Here is a 15,391-nt window from a genome sequence, read left to right on the forward strand (position 1 = left end):
CATGCGCGACCTCCACCAGACCGACAGCGTGCTCGCCTCCCGGTCCGACGCACGCGCCCAGGCCGGCTCGCAGTCCGAGTACATGCCGTACCTGCCGGCGTCGTCGTCACCGTTCGCCCCCGAGGGCATCGACCCCGCGCAGCTCGTCTGGGCCGAGACGGTGGCGCCGGGCGGGTACACGCACAAGGTGCTGGCCCGCGGGTCACGGCTGCGGTTCGACGATCCGACTGGTCAGGCCTGCGCCAACGTCCTGGTGTTCAACGCGCTCGAACCGTGGGAGCGGCTCAACGTCGCCGACACCCAGAAGATCCCGTGGCAGGCGTACCTGGGCCAGGGTTCCCCCCTGCTGAGCGGGGACGGCCGAGCGCTCGCGACCGTGCTCGAGGACACCTCGGGGCACCACGACGCGTTCTGCGGCACCTCGACCGACGCCTGGAACGAGCGGAAGTACGGCGACGCGGCACCCGAGGGGCGCACCCCGAGCGGTCGGTCGTTGTTCGCGAAGGCCGCCGCCAAGCACGGGCTCACCAAGCGGGACCTGCCGCCGAGCATCTCGTTCTTCCAGGGCGTGCGGATCGACGCCGAGGGGGCGATGACCTTCACCGGTTCGGCCGGCGCGGGCACCCACGTCACGCTCGTCGCCGAGCTGCCGTTGCTCGTCCTGGTCGCGAACGTCGCGCACCCGATCGACCCGCGCCCGGACTACGCGGTCGGACCACTCCGGGTGCACGCCTGGCGCGGGGCCCCGACGACCGCGGCCGACGAGCGGTTCACCGCGACGCCGGAGCTCACCCGCGCCTACCTGAACTCGATCGACCACGCGGAAGCCCGAGGCCTGTGATGACCGACACGACGACCCACACCCCCGCCTCGACCGTCCCGGTCGGAGCCGTCCACGACCCGGACGTCGCCCTCGACTGGAGCGAGTCCCTGGTGCCGGGCACCGTGGTCCGCGACGACCGGGTCGCCCCGCTCGCGCCGTGGTCCGCCGTGGTCCGCGCCGGCGAGGTGCTCACCATCGTCGACGTCGGCGGCAACCAGAGCGCCGACTGCCTGCTCTACGACGCCCACGACCCCGACGAGCGGTACAGCGTGCCGGACACCCTCGCCGCGCAGGGCAACGCGTACGTCCGGACCGGCACCGTCCTGATGTCGAACGAGGGCCGCCCGCTGATGACCGTCGTCGCGAACGAGATCGACCGGCAGGACACCATCGGCGGCGCGTGCTCGAAGGAGTCGAACACCCTGCGGTACGGGCACCACACCCGGTACCAGCACGGCTGCCGCGAGAACTTCCTGGCCGAGGCCGGCCGCCACGGACTCGGTGCCCGCGACATCGTGTCGAACCTCAACTGGTTCATGAACGTGCCGGTCGAGGCCGACGGCGCCCTCGGGATCGTCGACGGCATGAGCGCCCCCGGCAAGCGGGTCGCGATCCGGGCCGAGCGGGACGTGCTCGTCGTCGTCTCGAACTGCCCGCAGATGAACAACCCCTGCAACGACTTCTCCTGCACACCGCTGCGCATGATCGTGGTCCAGCCGTGACCGCCGCGCCCGACCCCACCGGGACCGCCACCGTGAACCAGACACCCCTCAGCACCGACACCGTCCTCGTCGCGAACCGCGGTGAGATCGCCCGCCGCATCATCCGGTCCGCCAAAGCGCTCGGCATGCGCACCGTCGCCGTCTACTCGGACGCCGACCGCGCGGCACCCCACGTCCGCGAGGCCGACACCGCGGTCCGGCTCGGACCCGCCCCCGCCCGCGACTCGTACCTGCGCATCGACGCGGTGGTGCAGGCCGCGAAGGACACCGGCGCCGGACTCGTGCACCCCGGCTACGGGTTCCTGTCCGAGAACACCGACTTCGCCCGGGCCTGCGAGGACGCCGGCATCCGGTTCGTCGGGCCGACCGCCGACCAGATCGTCCGGTTCGGCGCGAAGCACACCGCCCGCGAGCTGGCCGCCGCCGCCGGGGTCCCGATGCTCGCCGGCACCGGGCTGCTCGCCAGCGTCGACGACGCCGTGGCCGAGGCCGAGCGCATCGGGCTGCCCGTCATGCTCAAGGCCACCGGGGGCGGCGGCGGAATCGGCATGCAGGCCTGCTCGACCCTCGACGAGGTCCGCGAGGCGTACACGAGCGTCGTCCGCCTGGCGACCGCGAACTTCGGGTCGGCCGGCATCTTCCTCGAGCGGCTCGTGCGACCGGCCCGGCACGTCGAGGTCCAGCTCTTCGGCGACGGCGAGGGCCGCGTCGCGGTGATCGGCGACCGCGACTGCTCCCTGCAGCGCCGCAACCAGAAGGTCATCGAGGAAGCCCCGGCACCGGCGCTCCCCGAGCACGTCCGCGCCGAGCTGCACGCGTCCGCCCGCCGCCTGGCCGAGAGCGTCGGGTACCGCAGCGCCGGCACCGTCGAGTTCGTCTACGACCCGGTGCGCGAAGAGGCGTCGTTCCTCGAGGTGAACACCCGCCTGCAGGTCGAGCACCCGGTCACCGAGGAAGTGTTCGACGTCGACCTCGTCGAGCTCATGCTCCGCCTGGCCCGCGACGGTGCCGCCGGCATGGACCCCGACGTGTTCGACCGCACCTGGACCCCGAACGGCCACGCCGTCGAGGCCCGCGTCTACGCCGAGGACCCGGCGAAGGGCTCGCTGCCCTCCAGCGGCCTCGTCACCCAGGCCGTGTTCCCGAGCGCGACCACCCCCTCCGGCGAGCGCACCGGCATCCGCGTCGACGGCTGGGTCGAGACCGGCTCCGAGGTGTCCGCGTTCTACGACCCGATGCTCGCCAAGGTGATCGCCACCGGGGAGACCCGCGACGACGCGCTCGACCTGCTGCGCGACGGGCTCGCGGCCACACGCATCGACGGCATCGTCACGAACGCCGGGCTCCTCCGCGCGCTGACCGACGACCTCGAGCTCCGCACCGCCACGCACTCCACCTCGACGCTCGACGCGACCGAGGACCCGGACCCGCGCATCGACGTCGTCGCCCCGGGCACCATGACGATGATCCAGGACCTGCCCGGCCGGGTCGGGTACTGGCAGGTGGGCGTCCCGCCGAGCGGCCCGTTCGACGCGGCGTCCTTCGCCGAGGCGAACCGCGCCGTGGGCAACCCGGACGGTGCTCCCGCGCTCGAGGTCACCGCCACCGGCCCGACACTCCGGTTCTCGGCCGCCGCGGTGGTCGCGCTCACGGGTGCGCCGGCGCCGGTCACCCTCGACGGCGAACCCGTGGCGCTGTGGGAGCCCGTCGAGGTCGGCGCCGGCCAGACCCTGGCGATCGGCACGGCCCCCGGTCCGGGTCTCCGCACCTACCTGGCGGTCCGGGGCGGCTTCGACGTGCCGACCTACCTCGGCTCGACCGCGACCTTCACGCTCGGTGGCTTCGGCGGTCACGCCGGTCGGGCCCTGCTCGCCGGCGACGTCCTGCGCCCGGGCTCCCCGGACTCGGACGCCCCGCACCCGGCGTTCCCGTCCGGAACCCGTCTGGGCCTGGTGGGCGGTCCGACCCCGGCCGACCGCCGCACCGCGCTGACCGACACGTGGGAGATCGCCGTCACCGAGGGGCCGCACGCCGCGCCGGACTTCTTCACCCGTGCCGACCTCGACGTCTTCTACGCCACCGACTACGCCGTGCACCACAACTCGGCGCGCACCGGCATCCGGCTCATCGGCCCGCGGCCGGAGTGGGCACGGACCGACGGCGGCGAGGCCGGACTGCACCCGTCAAACATCCACGACACCCCGTACGCGGTCGGTGCGATCGACTTCACCGGGGACACCCCGATCATCCTCGGACCGGACGGGCCGTCGCTCGGCGGCTTCGTCTGCCCCGCCGTGGTCGCCAGCGGCGACCTGTGGAAGCTGGGCCAGCTCCGACCGGGTGACACGGTCCGGTTCGTCCCCGTCCGCGAAGCCGACGCCGCCGCGCTCGACGCACACCGGGCCTCCAGGACGCTGCCGCGCACCGGAGGCGACGGCGACGACGGCGTGATCGCCCGCCTGGACGCGACCGACGCGCGGCCGAGCGTCGCGTACCGACGCGACGGCGACGACAACGTGCTCGTCGAGTACGGCGACATGACCCTCGACATCGCGCTGCGGATGCGCGTGCACGCGCTCATGACGAAGCTGCAGGAGCACACGCCGAAGGGGATCCTCGACATCACGCCGGGCATCCGCTCGCTGCAGGTGCACACCGACGCGTCCGTGCTCAAGGCGCGCGACGTGGCGGGGCTGCTCCGCGAGCTCGAGGACGAGATCCCGCCGACCGACCAGCTCGTCGTGCCGTCGCGCACCGTGAAGCTGCCGCTGTCGTGGGACGACCCGGCCACGCGCCTGGCGATCGAGCGGTACATGAACGGCGTGCGGAACGACGCCCCGTGGACGCCGTGGAACATCGAGTTCATCCGTCGCATCAACGGGCTCGAGAGCGTCGACGACGTCTTCCGCACCGTGTTCGACGCGAGCTACCTGGTGCTCGGCCTGGGCGACGTGTACCTCGGCGCCCCGGTCGCGACCCCGCTCGACCCCCGGCACCGCCTGGTCACGACGAAGTACAACCCGGCCCGCACCTGGACCGCCGAGAACTCCGTCGGCATCGGCGGCGCGTACCTGTGCATCTACGGCATGGAAGGTCCGGGCGGCTACCAGTTCGTCGGCCGCACCGTGCAGATCTGGAACCGGTTCCGCCGCGGCGGGCTGTTCCAGGAGAACCCGTGGGCGCTGCGGTTCTTCGACCGGATCGAGTGGTACCCGGTCGGTGCCGACGAGCTGCTCGAGCTGCGCGCGGAGACGGACGCCGGACGGGGCTCGTTCGAGACCGTCGAGGGCGAGTTCTCGATCGCGTCGTACAACCGGTTCCTGGCCGACAACGCCGGGTCCATCGCGGACTTCCGGGCGCAGCAGGCGCAGGCGTTCGGCGAGGAGAAGGAGCGGTGGCGGGCATCGGGCGAGTTCGACGTCCGTGACGAACCGGCCGCCGTGGTGGCCGACGCCGTGACCGTCCCCGAGGGGTCGACCGCCGTGTACGCCCCCTTCACCTCGACCGTGTGGCAGGTGGACGTCCGACCGGGCGACCGTGTGGACGAGGGGCAGAAGCTGCTGGCCGTGGAGGCGATGAAGATGGAGTCGATGGTGCACGCACCGGTGCCGGGCCACGTGCTCGAGGTGTACATCAAGCCGGGCGACCAGGTCGCGCCGGGGCAGGTCCTCGCCGCGATCGGAGCGGCAGCGTGAGCGGGACGAGCGCCGGCGTGAGCGGGACGAGCACGGCGAGCGCCGGCCCGACCGCCGCCACCGCGGCCGCCACGACGTCCGCCGCGGCCCGCGTCCGCGACGCCTTCGCCCGCATCGACGCCGTCGACCGGTCCGAGGTCTGGATCACGCTGCGCGACCGTGCCGACGTGCTGGCGGAGGCCGAAGCCGTCGACCCGTCCCTGCCCCTGGCCGGCCTGCTGTTCGCCGTGAAGGACAACATCGACGTCGCCGGCCTGCCCACCACCGCAGCCGCCCGCTCCTACGCCCACGACCCCGCCGCCGACGCCACCGCCGTCGCCCGGCTCCGCGCCGCCGGCGCCGTCGTCGTCGGCAAGACGAACCTCGATCAGTTCGCCACCGGCCTGGTCGGCACCCGCTCGCCCTTCGGCGCGGTCCGGAACGCCTGGGACCCGACGCGGATCTCCGGCGGCTCGTCGAGCGGCTCCGCCACGGCGGTCGCCCTGGGCATCGTCGACTTCGCGCTCGGCACCGACACCGCCGGGTCCGGCCGGGTGCCCGCCGCGCTCGGCAACCTGGTCGGGGTGAAGCCGACCAAGGGGCTCGTGCCGAACACCGGGGTCGTCCCCGCCTGCCGCTCGCAGGACTGCGTCACGGTGTTCGCCCGGTCGCTCGACCTGGCGCGCACGGCGGCCGAGCTGATGGCCGGCCCGGACGGCGTCGACCCACTCGCGCGGCCCGACCTCGCCCTCGCCGACCTGCCCGCCGTCCCGCGCATCGCGGTGCCGCTCCCGTCACAGCTCGAGGGGCTCGCACCCGGCTGGGCCGAGGCGTTCGCCGCGGCAGTCGACCGGTTCCGTGCGCTCGGACACCAGGTGGTCGAGGTCGACATCGCACCCCTGCTCGACGCCGCGTCGCTGCTCTACGACGGCGCGTTCGTCGCCGAGCGGTACGCGGCCGTCGGCGCCCACATCGAGGCCCACCGCGACGAGGTCGGTGCCGACCTCGACCCGTCGGTCGCCGCGATCGTGCTCGGTGGCGCACGACCGACCGCCGCGGAGCTCTTCGCCGACCAGGAACGGCTCGACGCGTTCGGGGCAGCGGGTCGCGCCGCACTCGAGGGCACGACCGCCCTGCTCACCCCGACGACGACGTGGCACCCGACGCTCGAGCAGGTCGCGGCCGATCCGATCGGCGCGAACAGCCGGATGGGTCGGTTCACGAACTTCGCGAACCTGCTCGACATGGCCTCGCTCGCCGTGCCAGCGGGCTTCGTCGACGGGCTGCCGTTCGGCGTCATGCTCACCGGTCCGGCGTTCAGTGACCGCCGTCTGGCGGCGTTGGCGGCCGCGTTCGCCGCCCCGACCGTCGACCTGCTGGTCGTCGGGGCGCACCTGCGCGGTCAGCCGCTGAACGGGCAGCTGGTCGCGTCCGGCGGATCGTTCGTCCGGGAGGCCCGCACCGCGTCCGACTACCGGCTGTACGCCCTCGACACGGTGCCGCCCAAGCCCGGGTTGGTCCGCGTGGGTCCGGTCGCGTCCGGCGCTGCTGCGCCGGGTTCGGGGTCGGGCTCGGGCTCGGGCTCGGGCTCGGGCTCGGGCTCGGGCTCGGGCATCGTCGGGGAGGTCTGGCGCCTGCCCGCCGCCGGCTTCGGCACCTTCGTCGCGGCCCTGCCAGCACCGATGGCGATCGGCACCGTGGCGCTCGACGACGGCACCGAGGTCACCGGGTTCCTGGTCGAGCCGTTCGCGGTCGAGGGGGCCGAGGACATCACCCACCACGGCGGCTGGCGCGCGTACCGGGAGCAGTCGTGACGGACACCGGCTGTCAGGATGGGGGCATGTCCCCCGACGACCGGCCCGTGCGCCCCGGCCGACCGCGGGTCGTGCCGAACGCCGACTCCGCGCTGAGCCCGCGCGACCAGATCCTCGACGCCGCCGCCGCGCTGTTCGTCGAGAACGGCATCAGCGCGACCTCGACCCGGGCGATCGCCGAACGGGTCGGGATCCGGCAGGCCTCGCTGTACTACCACTTCGCCGGCAAGGACGACATGCTCGTCGAGCTGCTCACGACCTCGGTGCGCCCGAGCCTCGAGCTGGTCCGCGGCCTCGAGCAGCTCGTGCCGGAGTCGGCATCGGCAGCCGGTGCCCTCGCCGCGCTGGTCGTCGCCGACGTGGACACCCTCGCCCGCACGCCGCACAACATCGGCACGCTGTACCTGCTGCCCGAGGTGCAGGGCGAGCGCTACGACGGGTTCCGGGCCGAGCGGGTCGAACTGCAGGAGGCCTACGGGCGCCTCGGCTCGCGCGCTGCCACCCCGGACGTCGCCGCCGGTGTCGCGCCGTCGCGCCTCGGTGCGGTGCTCATCCAGATCACCGAGACCGTCATCCAGCTCCGCCGGTCCGGCCCCGTGCAGGACGCCGACCGCGATGCCCTCGTCGCGACCTGCCTGCGCGCCTGCGGCCTCGACACAGCCGCCGTGGAGGGGGCCCGGCGCGACGCCGAGTCCCTGCTGGCCGCCGTCGCGGTCTGACCCCTTCTCCCGCAGCTCCTTCTCCCCCAGCTCCTTCTCCCCAGCGAGGAACACCATGACCACGATCACCCCCGCCGCACACCGTCCGCTCGCCGACGCGCTGCTCCCCCGCACCGCTGTCGTCAGCACCGCGCTGGTCCTCGGCGGCGCACTGCTGACCGCCGGCGCCGCGCAGGTGTCCGTGCCGATCTGGCCCGTCCCGATCACCGGGCAGACCCTGGCCGTGCTGCTCGTCGGCAGTGCCCTCGGCGCCCGTCGCGGTGCCCTGTCGATGCTCGTCTACGCACTGCTCGGTGTCGTCGGGCTGCCGGTCTTCGCGGACGGTTCGGCCGGGGTCGGCGTGCTCGTCGGCCCCTCCGGCGGGTACATCGTCGGCTTCGTCGCTGCCGCGGCCCTGGTCGGTTGGGTCGCCGAACGCTTCGGCGACCGCCCGCTGCGGAACGCGCTGCTGTCCTTCGCCCTCGGCACCGTCGTCACCTTCGTCGCCGGGATGGCCTGGCTCGCGGTGGCACTCGGCCTCGACCTGCAGCAGACCCTGCAGTACGGGCTCTACCCGTTCGTCCTCGGTGGTGTGGTGAAGACCCTGATCGGCGCCGGCGTGATCTCGCTCGGGTGGACCGCAGCCCTGCGCTCGGCCACCCGCCGGTGAGCGCTCCGTCAGGACTCCGGCGCCGGCCGTAGGGGTTCCGTCAGGAGGCCTTCCGCGCTGTTCGAGCCCGCGAGAGCGTGTGGTCGTGACACTGACTGCGATCATGCCGACGCTCCGTGCGTCGCTCCCCGATCCGATGGACCCGTTCCTCTGGCCGGCCCACACCGTCGCGACCACCGACGACCTGCTGGTCTCGGCGATCTCGATGGTCCGGCTCGCCGACCTCACCGGCACCCCGACCGTGCACACCGCCGAGCAGTCCCCGCCCCGGTACCGCCCGCGCGGCTGGACACCCCGCGACGTGAGCGTCGCCGTGGCGTCGGTCACCCGTGTGCGGCGACCGCGCACCGGGGTGGTGCTCCTGGAACTCGACGCGGTCCTGCCGACCTGCGCCGTGCTCGACCAGGTGCGCCTGATCGGACGCCGGAGCACCGCTCCCCTCTCCCCGATGTACGTCGTCACCCGCTGTGACGGTCAGGCCGACGGTCCGTTCCACCGCCTCCCGGCTCCGTTGCCCGCCGATGTCCGCGAAGGCGACCTGGTCTGCTTCCCGTGCCTGGCGACCGTCCGGCACCGCGACGTCGTCGAGCCGGTCCGGGCGGAACTCGCGCCGGTCGATCGATGACCACGGCGCTGCCGGTCCGCACCCGGCTGCTCGACGGCACCCACCTGTGGGGCCGGTACACGATCCGACCCGTCGGGCGGACGCTGTGGAGCTCGCGGACCCTCGTCGTGTTCCCGCCCGGCACGACCACCGGCGAGCGCCTGCTGCTGCGCGCCTGGCACGTCTGGCCGGCCGTCGGGGCGGTCGTCGCCCTCGCCGCCCTGGTGCTCGCCGTCTCGGTCCCCGCCGTCGGCACGACCACCGCGCTGCTCCTCTACGGCGGCGGCTTCGCGGTCCTCGCCCGCGCCACCCGCGCGCTGCGACCACGGGTGCGGTCCGTCACCGTGACGACGTTCCTGGGCAACGGCCGCCGCGAGGTCCACGGCGACGAACGTCTGCTCACCGGCTCCCTGGACGCGCTGTCGATCCTGGAGCAGGCGCTCCGGGCCGACCGCATCCGCCCCGTCGACTTCGAGCTCATCTGGGGCGACGTGTGGAACGCCCTGGAGTCGCCGGACCCGGACCACCGCGTGCAGCGGTCATCCTGAAGCCGGTTCCCGCGCCGCGCGTTTGTATGGGTCCGGGAAGGAGTACGCGATGAAGCACATCCACTACGACGCCACCACGATCCTGGTCGGTGACGACGTCGCCGACGCCGTGATCGAGTACGCCGCGGCCCTCGCCGGGGGCGACCGGGCCGACACCGTCGACGTCCCCGCCGTGGCCGACGACGGGACGATGACCACCACGAAGATCCTCATCGGGCCCTCGAGCGAGATCGTCATCGAGGACGCGGAAGAGGACGAACTCGAGATGGACAACGGGGAGTTCGTCGGGCGGCTGCGCGCCGCCGCGAAGACCTTCGGGCACAGCGAGCCGATCCACGCGAACACGCGGACGGACCTGGCGGACGCGGCGGAGGCTGCCGAGGAGTCCTGACGCCTGAGCGCCGCGCTTCAGCGACGAAACGGAGAGGGTCTCCTGTACTGTGGTGGTTCCGGAGAGCTTCTCCGGTTCCTGTGCCAGCCTGGAGGCCCGCCATGCCCGAGCAGACCGCTCCCGCCGGGCGCGCCCCGCGTTCACCGCACTCCCCGCGTCCCGCGCGCGCTGACGCGCTGCGGAACCGGGACCACATCCTGCGGGTCGCGGAGCGGGCGTTCACCGAGCAGGGCGTGTCCGGATCGCTCGACGCGATCGCCAAGCGGGCCGGCGTCGGCGCCGGCACCCTGTACCGGCACTTCCCCACGCGCGAGGCCCTGCTCGCCGAGCTCCTCGCCGCCCGCGACGAACACCTGGTGGCCCGTCGCGAGGCGCTGCGCGACGGCTCCGTGGACACCGGCGACGCCCTGCACGGCTGGCTCGACGCGGTCACCGAGTGGGCGGGCACGTTCGACGGACTGCCCGAACCGCTCCGCGCCGCCGCCTCGTCCGACTCGTCGCCGCTCGCCCTGACGTGCCAGGGGTTCATCACCACCACGGACGAGTTCCTCCGCGCCGCCCAGCGTGCCGGTCGTGCACGTGCCGACGTCCGCGCGCGGGACCTGTTCCTCGCCGCCCTGGCCACCAGCTGGGTCCGGGGTGCCGCGATGGCCGACGACTCGTCGTCCGCCGCGCTCTCCGCCCTGTCGCGGCGCGGTTGGGAAGCCCCTGCTCCCCCTTACCTCCACCACTGTTGAAAGGGCACCACATGAACCGCATCGGCATCATCGGCAGCGGAGCCATCGGCACCGCGATCGCACGCCTGGCCGTCGCCGCCGACCTCGACGTCCTCATCGCGAACTCGCGCGGCCCCGAGTCGCTGCAGGACCTCGTCGCCGAGCTCGGCCCGCGTGCCCAGGCCGGCACCGTGCGCCAGGCCGTCGAGTTCGGCGACGTGCCCGTCCTCGCGATCCCGCTCACCGCCTACCCGGCGCTCGCCCCCGACCTCGACGCCTTCGCCGGGCGGACCGTGCTGTCCACGGGCAACTACTACCCCGGTCGCGACGGCCGGATCGAGCAGCTCGACACCCTCGCGACGACCACGGCGGACTACGAGCAGACGCTCCTGCCCGGCACCCGGATCGTCAAGGCGTTCAACAACATCGTCGCGCACCACATCCCGAACCTCGCGGGCTCCACGCCCCGCACCGCACTGCCGATCGCGGGCGACGACGAGCAGGCCAAGGCCGTGGTCGCCGAGCTCGTGCAGCTGCTCGGGTTCGACACCGTGGACGCCGGCACCCTGGCCGACTCGTGGCGCTTCGAGCCGGAGTCCGGGGCGTACACGGGGATCTACGCGGCGAGTGCCGAGGGGTTCGCGGCGGACTACCTGGCGGATCAGGGAGCACCGTTGCCGGCGGAGCGGCTGCGGGACATACTGGCGGTGTCGCATCGGGCGGATGTGGCGAACCGGCAGTTCTGACGATCGCAACTCTTTGGGGGACCCTTGCGACGACGAGACCATCAGCTCCTCACTGCAGCGGCGGGCGTGGTCTGCATCGCCGTGGTCACCGGGTTGTCCGCATGTGCCGCGCCTGGGGGTGTCTCCGAGCCGGAGCCCGATGCGCTGAGCGCAGCGCGGGCGGAGACCATCCTCGACGCGAGTACCGACCAGGCATGGCAGCTGGTCGAGTCTCGCCATCCAGGGCTCGAGCGGCCGGCAGTCGACCGCGTCCGGACCGTCTCGCACGCCGACTGGGCCCCGACGCAGGAACGGTGCATGACCGCCGCGGGGTTCCCGCAGGCAAAGGCGATGCCCGACGCGAGCCTGTCCTCCGGACAGGTGCCGGAGGCGCAGTCCGAGCCGTTCGCGGTCGCTGAGTACACGTGCGGGGCCGAGTACCCCATGGCCGCGAAGTACCAGACAGCCTTCAACGAGTCCCAGCTGGAGTGGCTCTACCGCTACTCCACGGGCGAGCTCACGAAGTGCCTGCAGGACCGCGGCATCTCGGTGGAGCGCGGCCCGAGCGAGCAGGAGTTCATCGACAGCGACGGGGCGTGGTCGCCGTACCGGTCGGTCGATCTGCCGCAGTCCCGGTACTACGAGCTCGTCACCGCCTGCCCGGAGATACCCGACTCGATCTACGGCTGAGCGGCTCGGGAGAAGACCCCCGAGAGCCCCCTTGTCCGAGCTGCCCACCGAGGGAGCCGAGTAGTGCGACGACGAAGCCGACGATCTGCAGCGGCGACAGCGCCTGGCCGAGGACGACCCACCCGAGCACCGCAGCGGTCAACGGGCTGAGGACGCCCAACAACGCGATCCGGGCCGACGGCAGCGCCCGTGCGCCTCGGAACCAGACGCTGTAGGCCAGGGCCCCACCGACCAGCGTGAGCCAGGCGTACCCCGCGTACCCGGCGGCGGTCGGCTGCCACGGCCCGCTGTCGACGATCGGGATGAGCGGGGCGATCACCACGCCCCCGACGATGAGTTGCCACGCGGTCGAGGTCAGGGGGTGTGTGCCCTCCGGGGTGCCCCACCGACGAGTGAGCAGGAGCCCCAGCGCCATGGACACCGTGCCGAGTGCCGCCGCCCCGAGCCCGAGCACGTCGAACACCGCGCCTCCGCTGAGGGAGACGAGCGCGACGCCCACCAGGGCCACGACTCCCCACACCACGTGGGTGATCGCGGGCCGTCCCCACCGCAGGGCCAGGGTCAGGGCCACGACGACGAGCGGCTGGAGCGCACCGACGATGGCCGCCAGGCCACCCGGCAACCGGTCGGCCGCGACGAACAGCAGCGGGAAGAAGCACCCGATGTTGAGCATGCCGAGCACGAACGTCCGGAGGCGCCAGCCCCGCGGTGGGACTCCCGGCCGGAGCGCGAGCAGCAGCAGGCCGGCGGGGAGCGCACGGAGGACACTCGCCGTCATCGGGTGATCGGCGGGCAGGAGCTCGGTGGTGACCACGTAGGTCGACCCCCACACGATCGGCGCCACTGCCGCGCTGAGCGTGAGGCCGGCCGTCGCCGATGTGGATCTGGAGCGGTTGGTCATCTGCACACCGGTTTCCTTCAGGCTGAACTTCTCAACGTTGAGACATTATGGCCCCGATAGGCTCGCGTCAAACAGTTCAGCGTGAAGGAGTGCTCATATGGAGGATGCCGTCGATCGAGTCCTGGCCCAGTGGGGCCGGGAACGACCGGACCTCGACGTCCATGCGATGGCGGTGATCGGGCGCATCGGGCGCGCCGAAGCGATCCTCGACCGGAGGGTCGGTGCAGTCCTCGCTGAGCACGACCTGCTGCCGGGCGAGTTCGACCTCCTCGCGACCCTCCGACGTTCGGGACCACCACATCGGCTGGCCGTCGGACAGATGCTCGCCGCCACGATGGTGACCTCCGGCGCCGTCACGAACCGCTTGAACCGGCTCGTCGCGAAGGGCTACGTCACGCGGGAGACCGACCCCGCGAACCGACGGAGCGTGCTGGTCACGTTGACCGATCACGGCTTGACGGTGGTGGACGCGGCGCTGGCCCGGCACGTCGAGAACGAACGGGAGCTCCTCAGCACCCTGAGCAGCGACGAGGAGCAGCAGCTGGCCGGGCTTCTCCGGAAGCTGCTGCTCGGACTCGGTGACGGGGCGGCCTGAGCACAGCCCGTCGTGCTGGCCGCACTCGGAGCCGACCTGACGCGCTCCGCTTCAGGCGGCGCCGTGGCCCCGGCCGTGGCCGTGCTTCGTCGCGTTGGCGTTGATGAGGTGCAGTTCGTTGCCGTGGCGCTCCACCACGGGCTTGTACCCGGCGGGCAGGCCGGAGACGCGGACCCTGCTGAAGCTCGAACCCTTCGCGATCCGGTCCGCCGTGATCAGGACCACGTCGTTCGCCACGGCCGTGCCCTTGGCGACGTGCACCCGCAGCGTCCCGCCGAACGACGCCGTGCCCTCGATGCGCAGGGCAGGACGGGGTCCGGAGACACTCAGCGACAATGCGGCGTGCGAGCGCTGCGTCAGGTTGCCGCCGATGCGGATCACCCTCGTGCTGGCCTCGGCGAGCGTGCCCGAGACCGTGGTCACCGACCCCTTGCCCAGGGCAGCAGCGGAGTCCGCGATCAGCGTCCCACCGCGGACGACGGTGCCGCCGGTGTAGCGGTTCGAGCCGGCGAGGGCGAGGGTGCCGGTCCCCCGCTTGGTCAGTGACCCGTTCCCGCCGATGTTGTTGCGCCAGGTGTCGGCGGCGTCGAGTCCCTTCTCGGCGGCGGCCATCGAGACCGTCACCGCGCTGTCGAAGGCTCCGTAGCCGGACGCTGCCGAGAAGAGGTCGAGTCGCCCCCACCCTTCCGCGTCGTCCAGCAGGGGGTAGCCCGACGGCAGCGCGGTCGTCCGGAGCACCTCTCGGATCTGGGCGTCGCTGAGGTACGGCAGGCGGGTCCGCAGGAGCGCTTCAGCACCCTTCGGCACCGTGGCGGGGATCGTCTTCGTGCCGGTCCGCGTGAACCCGTAGGTCAGACGCCCGCGGTAGTCCTTCTTGTCCGACGCGTAGTCCGCGTACCGATCGACGGCACTGGGGCTGGCAGCGGCGAGCACCTTCTCCGCCTGCTGGTGCGCTTCCTCGTCCTCAGCGGTGAGCTGACCATTCAGCTACGGGACCGCGACATCGTTCTTGGCCCCAACGATGTCTTCGTCATCCCCCGCGGGGTCGAGTACTGCCCCAAAGCAGACGAGGAAGTAGAGGCCCTGCTCTTCGAACCCCAAGGCACGGTCAACACCGGCGACGCCGGCGGAGCCATGACCAGCCAGCTCCGCGAGATCAACAACACCTAATCGCCGTCTCGATAGCCGATCCGCAAACGGACAAGTCCGCGCGGACGCGTGCTCAGTACCGGAGCGTGGGCCACGCCTGCAGTCGTGAGAAGCGTGGACGCGGAGGGATCGGCTCGTCGTCTTCCATGACGCGGAGCTCGGTGAGCACTGTGATCTCCCCCACGTCATACGAGCGGTGTGCGATTCCGTCGCGCTCGTCGATGACCAGCGTCGTGCGTTGCGCAGGGTCGAGCTCGTGCTCAAACGTGAACAGCAGCCAGTGCTCCTTGATCCGCTGGACGAGCATCGGTGAATAGCTCGCGGGTGCCCCCCACAGGAGAAGCAGCTCCGGAGAGAGCAGTCGAACAGGAGGGGCAACCGCGCCGCTACGCGCGAAACTCACTTCGGACGGGCCATCAACAGAATGAAGCACGCCCTCCGCATAGCGGTCCCGATGCGAGTCTCCCTGCCGGTCGAACATCCAACTCTGGTCCCGCTCGTCAACGACCGCTTGGAACTGCCACGGGCGTTCGCGACCATCCCGAACACTCACACCGCGCGCGAACCGACGTCTCGGGAGCCGAAGGGCGGCGACCTCAGTTCGGAGCGCAGAGACGTCGGCCTCGGTCAGGACAGTATCGAAACGCACCTTTTCAGTGTGGCCGATCCGC

17 protein-coding genes are annotated in these 15,391 nt (G+C 72.4%); 14 read left to right on the plus strand and 3 right to left on the minus strand.

What is annotated here, in order from left to right:
- Position 1 precedes the first annotated feature (1 nt).
- From HQQ79_RS02530 to HQQ79_RS02585, 12 genes are all read left to right on the plus strand, one after another.
- On the plus strand, positions 2–841 hold the full coding sequence (locus HQQ79_RS02530; protein WP_173032384.1) for an urea amidolyase associated protein UAAP1: 840 nt from the start codon (positions 2–4) through the stop codon (positions 839–841).
- Complete coding sequence (locus HQQ79_RS02535; RefSeq protein WP_110858537.1) at positions 841–1,545, plus strand: urea amidolyase associated protein UAAP2; 705 nt, start codon at positions 841–843, stop codon at positions 1,543–1,545. Before HQQ79_RS02530 ends, HQQ79_RS02535 begins: the two co-directional genes overlap by 1 nt.
- Positions 1,542–5,240 (plus strand): urea carboxylase, encoded by a 3,699-nt coding sequence (uca, locus tag HQQ79_RS02540; protein ID WP_367948043.1) that lies wholly within the window; start codon positions 1,542–1,544, stop codon positions 5,238–5,240. Before HQQ79_RS02535 ends, uca begins: the two co-directional genes overlap by 4 nt.
- Positions 5,241–5,257: 17 nt before the next feature.
- Positions 5,258–7,033, plus strand: coding sequence for an allophanate hydrolase (gene atzF, locus HQQ79_RS02545; protein ID WP_173033077.1), 1,776 nt, complete (start codon positions 5,258–5,260; stop codon positions 7,031–7,033).
- 26 nt (positions 7,034–7,059) lie between these two features.
- A complete protein-coding gene (locus tag HQQ79_RS02550; protein ID WP_173032385.1) occupies positions 7,060–7,752 on the plus strand; it encodes a TetR/AcrR family transcriptional regulator in 693 nt (230 codons plus the stop codon).
- Positions 7,753–7,807: 55 nt separating this feature from the next.
- On the plus strand, positions 7,808–8,401 hold the full coding sequence (locus HQQ79_RS02555; RefSeq protein ID WP_071245214.1) for a biotin transporter BioY: 594 nt from the start codon (positions 7,808–7,810) through the stop codon (positions 8,399–8,401).
- 85 nt (positions 8,402–8,486) lie between these two features.
- A complete protein-coding gene (locus HQQ79_RS02560) occupies positions 8,487–9,026 on the plus strand; it encodes a hypothetical protein (RefSeq protein ID WP_173032386.1) in 540 nt (179 codons plus the stop codon).
- Positions 9,023–9,553: a DUF6611 family protein gene (locus HQQ79_RS02565; protein WP_173032387.1), complete on the plus strand. Its 531-nt coding sequence runs from the start codon at positions 9,023–9,025 to the stop codon at positions 9,551–9,553. The genes HQQ79_RS02560 and HQQ79_RS02565 overlap by 4 nt, the downstream gene beginning before the upstream one ends.
- Positions 9,554–9,602: 49 nt before the next feature.
- Positions 9,603–9,944, plus strand: a complete 342-nt coding sequence (locus tag HQQ79_RS02570) for a hypothetical protein (protein ID WP_051597132.1) — start codon at positions 9,603–9,605, stop codon at positions 9,942–9,944.
- A 101-nt stretch (positions 9,945–10,045) separates the two neighbouring features.
- The gene (locus HQQ79_RS02575) at positions 10,046–10,681 is read left to right on the plus strand and encodes a TetR/AcrR family transcriptional regulator (RefSeq protein WP_173032388.1); all 636 of its coding nucleotides are present in this window, start codon (positions 10,046–10,048) and stop codon (positions 10,679–10,681) included.
- 11 nt (positions 10,682–10,692) lie between these two features.
- Positions 10,693–11,406, plus strand: coding sequence for an NADPH-dependent F420 reductase (locus HQQ79_RS02580; RefSeq protein ID WP_173032389.1), 714 nt, complete (start codon positions 10,693–10,695; stop codon positions 11,404–11,406).
- Between the two features lie 297 nt (positions 11,407–11,703).
- Positions 11,704–12,075: a hypothetical protein gene (locus HQQ79_RS02585; protein ID WP_173032390.1), complete on the plus strand. Its 372-nt coding sequence runs from the start codon at positions 11,704–11,706 to the stop codon at positions 12,073–12,075.
- Here HQQ79_RS02585 and HQQ79_RS02590 read toward each other — a convergent pair.
- A complete protein-coding gene (locus HQQ79_RS02590) occupies positions 12,035–12,976 on the minus strand; it encodes an EamA family transporter (protein WP_216852228.1) in 942 nt (313 codons plus the stop codon). The genes HQQ79_RS02585 and HQQ79_RS02590 overlap by 41 nt on opposite strands.
- 97 nt (positions 12,977–13,073) lie before the next feature.
- Between HQQ79_RS02590 and HQQ79_RS02595 the strand changes: the two genes are divergently transcribed.
- A complete protein-coding gene (locus HQQ79_RS02595) occupies positions 13,074–13,571 on the plus strand; it encodes a MarR family winged helix-turn-helix transcriptional regulator (RefSeq protein ID WP_173032392.1) in 498 nt (165 codons plus the stop codon).
- Positions 13,572–13,622: 51 nt separating this feature from the next.
- Here the strand turns inward: HQQ79_RS02595 and HQQ79_RS19075 are convergent, their stop codons facing one another.
- Positions 13,623–14,504, minus strand: coding sequence for an autotransporter-associated beta strand repeat-containing protein (locus HQQ79_RS19075; RefSeq protein WP_254066053.1), 882 nt, complete (start codon positions 14,502–14,504; stop codon positions 13,623–13,625).
- Between the two features lie 15 nt (positions 14,505–14,519).
- Between HQQ79_RS19075 and HQQ79_RS02605 the strand changes: the two genes are divergently transcribed.
- Positions 14,520–14,741 (plus strand): cupin domain-containing protein, encoded by a 222-nt coding sequence (locus tag HQQ79_RS02605; protein WP_254066054.1) that lies wholly within the window; start codon positions 14,520–14,522, stop codon positions 14,739–14,741.
- Positions 14,742–14,793: 52 nt separating this feature from the next.
- On the opposite strand, the gene HQQ79_RS02610 is transcribed toward HQQ79_RS02605, so the two are convergent.
- Complete coding sequence (locus tag HQQ79_RS02610) at positions 14,794–15,369, minus strand: hypothetical protein (protein WP_173032393.1); 576 nt, start codon at positions 15,367–15,369, stop codon at positions 14,794–14,796.
- Positions 15,370–15,391 lie beyond the last annotated feature (22 nt).

Source organism: Curtobacterium sp. VKM Ac-2852 (assembly GCF_013205045.1).
GTDB lineage: Bacteria > Actinomycetota > Actinomycetes > Actinomycetales > Microbacteriaceae > Curtobacterium > Curtobacterium flaccumfaciens.